Genomic DNA, 12828 nt, shown 5'->3' on the forward strand with positions numbered 1-12828 from the left:
ATAATAATTTTGAGCACTGGCTTTATAACAATTGAATTAGCATTAAAGTCAAGGCAAACCAATACAATTTCAGCGTTACTTAAAAAGGGATGGATCGCACCGAGCCACCCCCGAAATGGAACGGGCTGTCTACACCCTAAGTGTAAATATAATGTTATTTTTATAAAATCATAGCTTAGTTTAAGTTATATTTAAATAGTTGAAACAATCGGATTAGCGTCAGGTTAGACTATATAAAACCTGTAGCTATGAAATTAAACTTTGCGTCATTAAATCATAACGGAATCTTACCATATAATGGTGGTAATATGGAGTTTCTCGCTAAAAACATGAACACAACAATTAATGGATTGCTGATTGCACTATCAATCACCAAAATTACTGCTGATGAATTAATTCCAATATTAATTAATCATCGCCTAAAGATACGGAGACAACGAATAAATAAGTTTAAAAAATAGATGATTTCAAAGATCTCCGTGGATTCGGTGTTAGTCAATGTAGTTCGTAGCAGTTCACATGATTATGTATTTGGTAAGCCCTGCATGAATGCAGGGCTTTTTTACAAAAAGGAATGGATTTTTCGATCCATCCCCAATTACAAACTGGCTCTCTAGACCTATGGTAAATATAAAAATATTTAGTTTAACTTTTATATTAAAAAGTAAAACAAAAGGTTATGGTATCAGTTATCATCATAAACACCATGTAAAAACTTGCACGTATCTAATTGATTAAGTTTTAATAAAATAATTTTGATCTTTTGATACACAATATAGCCAAATACATAAATAGTGTTTAGGACATCCGTGGATGCGGTTGTAGATGAGTAATAGGCCTTAACAGTGGCCGATTATGTATTTGGTTTGCCCCTCACATAATGAGGGGCTTTTTTCCCCCTGATTCTCTATGGCCCTGCCCATCACATGCACGAAGAACGCATGACCATTGCCTGCCGTGTGCCGGTGAAAAATAATGGATTCCAAAAAGATATCGAGAATTTTCCACGGGTCGAGGACAAGATCAGGTATATACGATTTGGCTACTGAAACAATTAGGGAAGATCATGGACATCGATCTGCTCAGGCCGCTTTGCGTACATGCACACTATGGAGAATCTGCAGTGATATTCATTCTGGCACTTCAATGAAAGTAATTGCTTCGAGATACTAGGCTAACTCTGTTCGCTCATTAAACAATTGGTTACGCCAGCCAATAAAAAATTCGAAAAGCGTTGCTATAATGCTGTCGCCGGTCAAATCGATTAGGGCTATGGTTAAAGGGAGATCCGCTTTCAGGAAATTGACTTGCTGCTTAACAATGCCGGTTATGCAACTGAAGGGTAAGTAACAGAGAAATTTCTGTATCTTCTTCATTTAATCAAACAGGTCGCGACATTTCGCGTGGGACAATTACTATCCCACTTTTTTATCTCGGAAATGACTGCTTTCCACACCATCGACCAAAAAAGCGAAAATATCCCTTTAAAGTTGGATCAATCTTGTTGAAAAAAGCATATTCAGAAAAATTGGTATCATGGTTAAAATGAACCGCTCAATAAAGTGTTTTGAACTTTTCAGACAACCAGTAGGTTCGTAGCCATCCCGATATTTGCAGTATAAATATAGACAGTAAGCAAATGGAAGATAAAGCAACCGTCCTCGTAACCGGGGCAACCGGATTTCTTGGAATGCAAATCATATTGCAGCTATTAGAAAATGGCTATACCGTGAAAGCTACGGTAAGAGATCTCAAAAGTGCAGATCAGGTCATAGAGACCCTCCGCAAAAACAACATTCGATCCTTCGAAAAGCTTACGTTTATAGCGGCCGAACTCACAATGGACAATAATTGGGAAGAAGCGATGCAGGGCTGCAACTATGTAATTAGTGTTGCATCGCCTGTATTTTTTGACAAACCCAAAGATGAAGAAGAAGCTTTTCGACCTGCCACGGAAGGGATCTTACGCATCCTAAAATATGCTAAAAAAGCCTGCGTAAAAAGAGTGGTGATGACCTCCAATTTTGGCGCCGTGGGCTTTACGCAAACTGACACGTCCCGTGAAACTACTGAAGCAGACTGGACAGACACCACGAACAAAGCAGTTTCAGTGTATGAACGATCCAAAACCATCGCGGAAAAAGCTGCCTGGGAGTTCATTAGAAAAGACGGTGGTAACCTGGAATTTGCGACCATCAATCCGGTGGCTATCTTAGGTCCATCACTGGATGCACACGTTTCAGGTAGTTTTCATCTGCTGCAAAATTTATTAAACGGAAAGATAAAAGTAATTCCTAACATTCCCCTGAACATTGTGGATGTAAGGGATGTAGCTTGCCTCCATATCAAGGCGATGGAGATACCGGAAGCCAACGGAAAGCGTTTTATCGCTTCGGCCGATGGCCAGATCTCGTTGCCCGAAATTGCTGAGCTTTTAAAATGGAAAAGACCCGAACTGTCGCAAAAAGTTTCGTCCAAAAGAATGCCCAACTTCGTGCTCAGCATAGCTTCCTTGTTTAATCATCAGGCCAAAGAGGGTATATTGTTGGCCAAAATGAACCGCAATCTGAGTACCCGAAACGTAAAGACCATCCTGAACTGGAAGCCTGTTGCCACTCAGGAGGAAACTATACTGGCCGCGGTAGACACACTGAAAAAATATGAATTACTTTAAAAATCGACCGAAATGACAGCAAAAATAATCAGCGGAATACTTTTAGTCCTCACCGTCTATTTTGGCTTAAGCCACGGCGCACGGGTATTTCAAAAACCAAGTGCACAGTATTTTGAAATGATGCACACGTTAGAGATTACCGGCCCAATGAGGATTGCCTTTGGTGTAGTTTCTATTTTTTCTACATTGTTCATCCTTTTTCCCAAGACATTTTTCCTGGGCAATACGCTCAGGGCTATACTCCTGGTCGTGATGATGGCTTTGGCGCTTAAAGCTGGAAATTATAAATTTGCATTGATTGAAATTCCATTTATAATGATGCCATTGACCCTCATATATTTAGGCCATCCTTTAAAAAATCTATCCTTATAATACTGTAATGAGTGCAGACAGACAAGTCAGTGTGTTGAAAGAACAGTTTATTCCGGATACTATATTTTTGTTCGTTGCAAAAGGAACAATCCAGACTTACGATGGGAATAAAAGATCCCTTTTTAAAAGGGGAGATGCTGTCATTGCCCAAAAGAACAGGTTGGCAAAATATGAATTGTCGGTAAACAGAGACACTTTTGAACCCATTGTGTTCTGCTTCGAAGAAGATTTCTTGAGAGAATTTAAATTAAAGCACAACATACAGACCAAAGGTATCCGTATCAGGGACAGTTTTATAATACTTCAAAAAAATAAGCTCATCAATAGTTTCATTACATCCATAAAGCCTTACCATAAAGGAATTATGGAACTGGAAAAAGAATTTGAAACTGTGAAATACGAAGAACTGCTTCTTATTCTTTTGAAAGTAAATCCGGATTTGACGGATGTGCTGTTTGATTTCAGAAAACCGGGAAAAATAGATCTGGAAGCCTTTATGAACAAACACTATGCTTTTAATGTAAGCAACGAAAGATTTGCTACCTTAACCGGCAGAAGTCTATCGGCGTTCAAGAGAGATTTTAAGACGATCTTTAATGATACGCCTAGCCATTGGCTTGTTATCAAAAGGTTGGAAGAAGCACATTATTTGATTAACCACTTAGGTAGAAAGCCTAAAGACTTTTACCTCGATCTGGGTTTTGAAAGCTTGTCCCATTTTTCAGTAGCGTACAAAAATAAGTTTGGGTATCCTCCATCCAGACAGTCAGATTTACGGTAGGCCGCAGTGCAGTTTGATGTTTAATCAAAGAATTTAAATAAATCTTTTATATATAAACGTGTTAAAACTGGCCATTTTGTTCATAATTAAACCCTAGTTCCATAAGTATATCATTGATGATTTGATACATCAAATATTTTTATCATTCAGAGTCTTTTATAACGTTATCCAAATCTGTCGCACTTTGGAGAATCATTTTTGCAGCATCTTGAACATCACCAAGTTCTGTAGACTCTTGGATTATTTTGCTAAGGCCTAATAAATTTGCAACATATCTACGAATCGAGTGAGACTGAGTATTCTTTATATCATGCAGTTCACCGCTTATTTGCACAAGTTCGGTAATATCATGACCAATACAAAACATACCTAAAGGCACCTCGCTATTATCAAACATAGCCTTATATTCCCATCGGGTGATAATAAAACCACCTTTACCATCATGTTTACGCAACGTAGCCGGGAAAACGGATTCCTTATGCATAAAAGCTTTTTCAGCAACAACACGGCATGTATGGTGGTCATCTTGATGGATGGTTATAGCATAATTTTTACCAACAAGATCGCCATGAATGGGATTGAACCTTTCTAAATAATGCTTATTCAGATAAGTATAATTTGAATCCATACCGACTGCTATAAGATAATAGGTACTTGAATTACCAATTAGACTTTTAATTGCCTCAAAATGTTGCATTCCATTCATCAATACAATTATACATATACTATATAATAAGTAAAATTTAAACTGAACTTATATTATCTTTCAATAATTCTGGCATAATTAATATGTCGTTGAGACACATATGTTTCCATCAAAAGCCTCCGTACTATTTAAAACTTTTAATTTTCAAAAACAGATCTTCGATTTGGGTATGTAATCTTGGATCACTGACTTGATATAGTTCAATTAATAAATCGCTGGCAACTGGTGGCGGTAAAGGATAGGCGTGTTTCCTCAAAAGGTTTCTGAGGGCTTTGTTGACATTTTTCTCACCGGTCAATTGTTCCAGCTTAGCCATTACCAATAGTCCTTTTGAATAATACAAATGCGTGTTACCGGAATTTGCCTTCAAGAGCGGAGCTTCTTTGGCAAAGCCACGTTCACTTAAGTAAATCGCTTTGTGAACAGTCAATTTTTCCTTTACTGCAGTAGCCCCTTCTAAATGCTTAGCCAGCATGAGTTCGGTGTACATAGCCAGAGTTTCAGTGAGTATCTTTGAACCTTCGCGTTCGTCTGGCGCAAGTCGGGCAGTGCCCCACCATTGGTGTGATACTTCATGGGCGGCAAGTTCATTGATCACATCCTGTCCCTTGTCTCCTTGTAAGTTATTATGAAAAAGCAAATGCTCGGTCATAAAAATTGTTGCGGGATATGCTGTGCCGGCGAACCCGTCTGTAAAGGAAGATACTTCTGCAAAACGGATGCTTTTAAAAGGATAAGGGCCAAAGTTTGACTGGCAGTAATCCATGGTCGTACAAGCATTTTGGATCAGTTTATTCACATTCTCAAAGTGTCTGCTATGATAATACACCTCTATTGCTATGCCTTTATAGGTAACCACCCTCTTTTGATAGCGTGCTGCAGATAGCCCGAAGCGGAATGGAATTGGCCTGTCGGACCGGTAGAGAAAGTGATCCCGGCCTTGAACCTTCCATTCGTGTATCAGTTCACCTACGCCAATCACCCTTTGCCCTGAAGGAACCGACACTGCCATTTGCAGGTCGATAAAATCGTTCCTGCCACGCGGCGCTTGTAATTTCACTAATGGCGTTTGTTTGCCTAAATGCCGCTTGCGCCGTTCAGCAGCTGAGTTAATCTCCCTTTCCATCTGATACCCAAATCGAGGGAAATAATTACTGATCCGAATGAAGGAACCATTGTCAACGATCGCATTAAACGATTGGTGCCCGCTGAATCCGCTCCAGTGATAAGAAAAATTAAAAAGGAATAAGGCAGAGTCACCAGGAATAAGCGGTTGTAGTAACCTCAACAAGCCGGTTTTATTGCTAACGGGTTGCTTATATGTGCCATATTGGTAGGTGGCTGTTTCCATTACTACATCCTCGTCAATGTTGATTAACAGCGAATCGATAGGCTTGTTACCTTTGTTTTTCAAGATATAACGGCCGCTGACCTGATAAGCATTACTTTCCGGGAAGAGATCGACATTAGTATTCACTGCAGTTACTACAGGTTGTAGAAGCTCATTGTATTTGCGGTAGCGCTGTTCATAGGTTTGCTGGTTGTGCAGATCTTGTTCAGTTTCTAATGGAGGCGTTTGCCTATAAATGTAAATTCCGGTCAGAATACAGATAGTTAGCGGCAGGCCTGGACTCCAGCTATGGCTCGAAAAGTTTTTTTTCTTTGTAGTGGTCATCATCCATAAAGTTGTAATTAGACTTGCCCCATACAACATTCGCCAGGAAAAGCTTCGCAGATAGTCATCCCAACCATTCATTTCGCTATATTTTGCTATATAGGCCCCTGGAAAACGTAAAAGCGGATGTAAAATGCCTGCGGCTTTACCAATTGAAGAAGTGAGCAGAAGGATCACTATGCAGGTAATGAGCAAACCTGCCCATTTACGGTGTACCCACTGTTGTATAAGGAGCATTAAGCCGGCACAAATCCCTAATGGCAGATCGATGGTCCAGTAAAGTGCAGCATACACCGTCCAGTCAAACATAGTATACCGATAGATGGCCTGAAAAATGATACCCGTGAAAATTATAATCGAAGTCAGCAGTATAATGACAACTAACAGTGTGATTAGTTTAGCTGCCAACAAGGTGCTTTTGGTTACAGGTGTACTATTCTCGATCAGTTCAAAACGTGAACCCGCACTTCGCCAGTAAAGGTCATGCGCATAAAATAAAGTCACCACCTGCAGCAAGCCCGGAAGATTATAGATGATACGGTTGACCATCAAGGCGCTACTGGCATACTGCTCCGGCAAACGGATACCCTGATCAATGCTGCCATAGAATTCCATGCACATATAAAAAACCAGGCCTACTGCAATCAAAACAAAAGGGATGCTTTTAAATACCACTTTGGTATCCAATCTAACTAAACTTCGGATCGCGTCTGTTTGATAGCTCAAGCCTTGCTTTAGTTCAGAAAGTGGTTGATATGCAAAGGCTCCACTGCCTTCATCCTGTTCAGGCACTGCTTTTTTGGATCGAGTGTTATCATTGTTATCAACGTACAACTTGAATCTGAAATAAACTGTTAACAATAGTGCAGCAGCAGCAGTCAGATAGACCAACCGGTTTAACAAAATATCTCCTGTCAGTTCTATCAGTAATGTATTCTTTTGCCCGGCGGTCCAAAGATTTGTTTGCTGATAAAAAGCAGACAGACCAAATGGGTCAGCTTTTGCTGCCAGCTCGAGCGCCTGCGCTGACTGTGGCAAACCACCCGCCATCAAAGGTGAACCGGAATAGGTTAGTACGACCAGATAAGCTATGTAGATGAACAAGCCGGTTATATAAACTATCAATTTGTTCCTGCTAAACCATGCTACTGTACTGACCAATACCGAGCAAAGAAAGATATTGGGAAGTGCCAGCAACAGGGTGGGCTGCAGGTAAAACCAGAGATTGAACTCACGATAAGCCAGTTTGTCGCTGTCAGCTAAATGACCAGTGAGGTAACCGGCCACGAGTAGGATAAAACAAATGAAGCTAAGGCCGGAAAGTGCACAAAACCTGCTACTTAAATATTGTCTTTTGGAGACAGGCGTAGCGTACAGGATTAGCCCAAATCCAGCATCATGCTCTTTAAAGTGAATCTGAGCAGCTAAAATAGTCGTGATAAAAATCCCGGTCAGGCTTAGCAAGCCCACCATATTAGCGATTGTATATGGCGCGTTTCGATAAATCTCGGTTCCTGGGCTAAAAGACAGTTTCAAACCGATAAAAAAGCCAAGCGCTATCAGCAAAGCAAAGACAATATAAATCCCAGGCTTCTTTAGATAAGCGCCCAGTTCAAATTTCAATAAAGCGATCATGAGTTAGTTGTTTGAGGTAAGCAAGTGGAAGTAAACATCCTCCAAAGCGGGTGCAAGCGGTTCGAATCCACTTCCGGGATCGCCATCTGCGTAAACATGGATAGTGAGCTTCCCTAGATTAAGCTGGGCGGAGATCACGCGGAATTGCTTTTCATAAAATGGCTTATCTTTTTTGGCTATGGTTTTCTGCCATAGCTTACCCGCGAGAGTAGTAATAAAATCAGCTGGTTGTCCGCTGGCAATGATCTTTCCTTTGTTCATGATAGCCATGTTGTGGCACAGATTTTTGACATCTTCAACCAGGTGAGTGGACAAGATAATGATCTTTTCTTCGCCGATCTCGCTAAGTAAATTGTTGAAGCGATTTCTTTCCTCAGGATCTAAACCTGCGGTTGGCTCATCTACAATGATGAGCTGCGGATTACCGAGCAAGGCCTGAGCTACGCCAAATCGCTGACGCATGCCTCCTGAAAAAGTATGGACTTCTTTTTGACGTTGCGCATAAAGGTTGGTCTGTTCTAATAGTGCCATCACCTGTTCCTTCCTGGATGGCGCATGGTTTAAGCCCTTTAATACGGCAATGTGATTGAGCAAATCATAAGCGGAGACTTTTGGATACACCCCAAAATCCTGTGGCAAAAAGCCTAATTGTTTTTTCACTATCTGCGGGTCGTCCACAATGTCAAGACCGTTGAAGTATATTTCGCCATTATCAGGAAGTTGTAGCCCTGCTAATGTTTTCATCAATGATGATTTACCGGCACCATTAGGACCGAGTAGGCCAAACATACCGTTATGTATTTCTAGAGATAAATCATCAAAGGCTTTTATGCCATTTTGATAAGTTTTATTCAGGTTTTTAATTGATAATGTATTCATATCATCGAGAAATTTTGGACAAAAGGGTGGCCTTCCCTTCGTTTTGAAGGGTTTAACTTATGTATCGTTATTTATAATATTTACTTGTCAGCTACATACTCCAGAATATCCCCGGGCTGGCAATCCAGTGCTTTGCAGATTGCTTGGAGCGTATCAAACCTGATCCCTTTTGCTTTTCCAGTTTTTAGGATGGAAAAGTTGGCTGGCGTCATATCGAGGATTTCTGCCAGTTCTTTGCTCTGCATCTTTCGTTTGGCAAGCATCACGTCTACATTTACTATAATAGCCATATCAAAGGATCAGATCGTTTTCGGTTTGCAGCTGGTACCCTTCCTTAAAAATAGCGGCCATAAAATAAGAGAACACGCCGAGAATTATATGTAGGGTAATAAGGATTTCGGCCGGCGATTCCATGTCATAAAAAATGGAGACGAGGATGGCAGATGCTAAAGGCAGCACTAGATTGCCCAGATAAAAAAGCCTGAGCTGACGTACACCATAAGCCGTAAATAGCTTGGGTTTACTAAACACTGCGAACACATTGCCGACCAGGAAGAAAAATAAAGAATAGAGGCCAAGCAGCAAAACGAATATCAGGATATAGCCATCATTGTACTCACCCAAAAGATAAGGTGTCTGGGTGAAAGGATAGCAGATTTCAAAGCGGCGATTATCATTAATCAGATTTAATGACCAGCCGGTTGAAAACGCAGTTACCGAAAGCAGGAACGAGAAGAAATAACCTGCTGCTAAGATTCTGGTGGTTATTTCCAGAATTGTTGAAATTATTCTAACAGTCTTCATATAATTGAATTGATACTGCAAAACTACAATTAATTATTGTTTTACAGAAACTAATTAAATTATTTTTTTTGGTGTTGGGAATTGAAAAACAATACAAATTTATCTAGTCAGTCTGTGATAGCCCCTGTTTGCTGTTCTGGAATAACATATAGAAGGCGAAATTTTCTATCAACAAAGGAAGGCAAGGTTATAACTTGGTCGTTCCTGGGTTGCTTTGTTTGCGTTTTGAAAGGCGAAAAGGAAAACCGATGCCTATTTCAGATCGCAGTAAGTTGGCAAAAGGTTGTTTAAATAAACGGTGGTTTTATGAGATTTTCAAATCTGTGTAGGATTGAATCATTATTCTAAAACCCCAGCTTCCCAAAAACTTGTATCACAAAACAAAGTTTATTAAATTTACAAAGAAAGGTTTTAGTGATACAACAATGAAGATCGGATACGCTAGAGTTTCTACTAAAGAACAAAATTTAAATTTGCAAATTGAAGCACTCGAAAAAGCGGGGTGTGAAATCATTTTCAGAGAAACAATTTCTGGAGCAACAAAAGTTCGCCCGGAACTTGATAAAATGATTAGCCAGTTTCGAAAAGGTGATGAATTGGTTGTTTGGAAATTGGACCGTTTGGGAAGAAGCTTAAAACATATAATTGATTTAGTTTTAAGATTAAGTGAAGAAGGAATTATTATCAAAGGTTTAACCGATGGAGTTGATACTTCAACAATTAATGGTCGACTTTTTTTAAATATCATGGCTTCATTAGCTGAATATGAAAGGGAATTAATTAGAGAAAGAACAAAAGCTGGTTTAGAATCCGCGAGGGCAAGAGGCCGTACGGGAGGCAGGCCGAAAGGTTTTACCAAAGATACGATTTCCAAATTGTTGGTTATGCGTTCGGTTTATAAGGATATGGATAAAACACCAGAGCAAATTTATAAAGGGCTTCAATTAACAAGAGCAACCTTCTATAGATATGCAAAGATTCTTGATACCCACACCAATGAAGAAATAAAAAAAATGGAGAAAAGGTAATAACTGTGATAATTGTTATTTCAATAAATGAATCTGGAAAAAAGGGAAGTTCTGGCTCTATACAATGCGACAATAGATAATTGTTTTGAGTTGTTCAAAGCCTCTATGCACATGGCCACCTCGTATGAGGGTAAAAAGTATGTGAGTCTTGGCATCGCTGAGCTTGCTTTAGAGGAACTTGGAAAATCATATTCTTTATTAGCTGCATATTCAATAGCTCACAAAATTTCTAATTGGAAATTATTCTGGAAAGAGTGGCGTTCACATGATCTAAAGGCATCAAGAGGATTTTTGTATGAATTTTTTTGCACAATTCGAATAGAACTTAACAATCTTACAGATCCGCTCTTAACTGAAATTATACCAAGGGGGAAATTCTCGGTTGAAAAGGAAATGGCATTCTATGTCGATATTGACAAAAGCTCAAGAAAAATTCATATTCCTGGGGAACACATTAGTGATGAAGAGGCAATCAGTCGTGTTTTTTCATTATTTGGATTATTAAATCCAGCCCTTAAAATAAAAGATTGGCTGAATTCTGAGGAACCAGATCAGTTTAAAAATGCAATTTCAGATTATGCCTACACTGTTCTAGTGGAAAATGTCTACCAACAAGACGTTCCAGAAATTCTAGACAAATTAAAAAATTTGGATGATGACTACAATCGTGCATTGGATGAGATATGGAATCTCTTTAATCCTAGCAAACCTAACATGGAGCTTTGATTAACTAATTGATCTTAGAAAACGATCATATTTTCCGTTTCGCCAGTCAATAATATTGGGTAATGAACTTATTAAAAGTTATAATATTTAACTTTGTTCATGCATCTCAAAGCCCGGAAACGTTATCAGTTTGCTTGCCATACGTCAGCGGTAATTCTGAGATCCTATCTTCACTTAAAACAGTATATTTACTGACACCATAAAGTATTACAAAATAAATGGAAGCGCAAATGAGCATTAATAAATTCAAATTCTTATTTGTAGCGTTTATTATAATTCTCTTTTCTTGCTCGACAACGAAAGAGACCATTAAAAAAAATGGTGTACACGAAAAATCAGACTCACTCTATTACGAAATCCAAAGACTTGGTTTAGACCTCACCAAAAAGAACAATGTTCCTGGGATGGCAGTGGCTGTTATCCAAAACGGAAAAGTTGCATGGATACAGTGTATTGGATATGCTGATGTGGCAAATAAAAAACCTGTAACTGCTCAGACAATCTTTAACATTGGTTCAATATCCAAAGTAATATCTGCGTGGGGATTTATCCAGTTGACAGAAAAAGGGCTTTTAAAATTAGATGACCCTGTTGATCAATCTTTAACCCGTTGGAAATTACCCAAATCTTCATATGATGTATCAAAGGTAACACTACGAAGAATATTAAGTCATACAGCAGGACTTTCTGTACATGGCTATGGAGGCATTGAACAGGGAACACAATTGTTAAGTTTAGAGGAATCTCTTGATGGTAAAACAAAAAGAAACCGGGAAAGTGTACGACTTATAAACGAGCCAGGAACAAAATGGGACTATTCTGGAGGAGGTTATACTCTTGCGCAGTTACTTCTTGAAGAAAAGACAAAAGAAAAATTTGCAGGCTACATGAAAAGAAATGTTTTCAAACCTTTAGGATTAAATCATACAAGTTATGAATGGACAGCAGAAATGATGAAAAATTCTGCAACCGCTTACGACACTTCGGGTAATCCGATAAAAAATAGAATATTTACAGAACAGGCAGCAGCAGGATTACAAACAACGGTGGTAGACTTAGCCCACTTCGCCGAATTATCTATTACAACTAATTCCAGGCAATTACACAATGTTTTGAGACCAGAGACAATACAATTAATGGAACAACCTATTCTCCCATCATCTAATGAAGGAGAAAGTGGTCTTGGATACCGGTTTTTAAATTATGACAATTTTCGAACGATTGGACACACCGGTGAGAACGAAGGCTGGAGCGCTGCAATGTTTTTGCATTTACCGACAAAAAGTGGATTAATATTGCTTAGCAATGGCTCTAACGGTGACCATGTTTGGTATCCTATTTATGAGTGCTGGGCTAATAAGATAAAAGCACAACCGACAAAGATTCACTGACGCAACTAAAACTACCGATAACAAGGTTCTATCTCGTTGTATGCACTTTGTAGGATGCCTACCTATTTTGTATTAATATATACATCTAATATTGGAAGGGTAGAAAATCAACCTTCTAGGAGTTTTCAAATTTTTCTCAAAAAACGAACATTAAGTA

The 12828-nt window shown here is 39.1% G+C and carries 11 protein-coding genes; 6 read left to right on the forward strand and 5 right to left on the reverse strand.

Going from position 1 to position 12828, the window contains the following annotated elements; all coding sequences use genetic code 11:
- Positions 1–1639: 1639 nt before the first annotated feature.
- From OQY15_RS09790 to OQY15_RS09800, 3 genes are read left to right on the forward strand one after another with little or no spacing between them, the layout of a single operon-like run.
- On the forward strand, positions 1640–2674 hold the full coding sequence (locus OQY15_RS09790) for an aldehyde reductase (protein ID WP_265790836.1): 1035 nt from the start codon (positions 1640–1642) through the stop codon (positions 2672–2674).
- Positions 2675–2686: 12 nt separating this feature from the next.
- A complete protein-coding gene (locus OQY15_RS09795; RefSeq protein WP_265790838.1) occupies positions 2687–3046 on the forward strand; it encodes a hypothetical protein in 360 nt (119 codons plus the stop codon).
- A gap of 7 nt (positions 3047–3053) precedes the next feature.
- Complete coding sequence (locus OQY15_RS09800) at positions 3054–3827, forward strand: AraC family transcriptional regulator (RefSeq protein WP_265790840.1); 774 nt, start codon at positions 3054–3056, stop codon at positions 3825–3827.
- Between the two features lie 142 nt (positions 3828–3969).
- Here the strand turns inward: OQY15_RS09800 and OQY15_RS09805 are convergent, their stop codons facing one another.
- The 5 genes from OQY15_RS09805 to OQY15_RS09825 form a co-directional block, all read right to left on the reverse strand.
- Positions 3970–4533, reverse strand: coding sequence for a PAS domain S-box protein (locus OQY15_RS09805; protein WP_265790843.1), 564 nt, complete (start codon positions 4531–4533; stop codon positions 3970–3972).
- Positions 4534–4657: 124 nt separating this feature from the next.
- Positions 4658–7843: a M1 family aminopeptidase gene (locus tag OQY15_RS09810; RefSeq protein WP_265790845.1), complete on the reverse strand. Its 3186-nt coding sequence runs from the start codon at positions 7841–7843 to the stop codon at positions 4658–4660.
- Positions 7844–7846: 3 nt separating this feature from the next.
- Complete coding sequence (locus OQY15_RS09815; RefSeq protein ID WP_265790847.1) at positions 7847–8722, reverse strand: ABC transporter ATP-binding protein; 876 nt, start codon at positions 8720–8722, stop codon at positions 7847–7849.
- Between the two features lie 80 nt (positions 8723–8802).
- Complete coding sequence (locus OQY15_RS09820; protein WP_265790849.1) at positions 8803–9012, reverse strand: helix-turn-helix transcriptional regulator; 210 nt, start codon at positions 9010–9012, stop codon at positions 8803–8805.
- Position 9013: 1 nt separating this feature from the next.
- Positions 9014–9526, reverse strand: coding sequence for a hypothetical protein (locus tag OQY15_RS09825; RefSeq protein ID WP_265790851.1), 513 nt, complete (start codon positions 9524–9526; stop codon positions 9014–9016).
- Positions 9527–9951: 425 nt separating this feature from the next.
- Here OQY15_RS09825 and OQY15_RS09830 point away from each other — a divergent pair, with 425 nt between their 5' ends.
- The 3 genes from OQY15_RS09830 to OQY15_RS09840 all read left to right on the forward strand — a co-directional run bounded on the left by OQY15_RS09830 (position 9952) and on the right by OQY15_RS09840 (position 12671).
- Positions 9952–10554 (forward strand): recombinase family protein, encoded by a 603-nt coding sequence (locus OQY15_RS09830; RefSeq protein WP_124914957.1) that lies wholly within the window; start codon positions 9952–9954, stop codon positions 10552–10554.
- Positions 10555–10581: 27 nt separating this feature from the next.
- Positions 10582–11280 (forward strand): AbiV family abortive infection protein, encoded by a 699-nt coding sequence (locus OQY15_RS09835; protein ID WP_124910964.1) that lies wholly within the window; start codon positions 10582–10584, stop codon positions 11278–11280.
- 218 nt (positions 11281–11498) lie between these two features.
- On the forward strand, positions 11499–12671 hold the full coding sequence (locus tag OQY15_RS09840) for a serine hydrolase domain-containing protein (protein ID WP_124910965.1): 1173 nt from the start codon (positions 11499–11501) through the stop codon (positions 12669–12671).
- Positions 12672–12828 lie beyond the last annotated feature (157 nt).

Source organism: Pedobacter sp. MC2016-15, assembly GCF_026239695.1.
GTDB lineage: Bacteria > Bacteroidota > Bacteroidia > Sphingobacteriales > Sphingobacteriaceae > Pedobacter.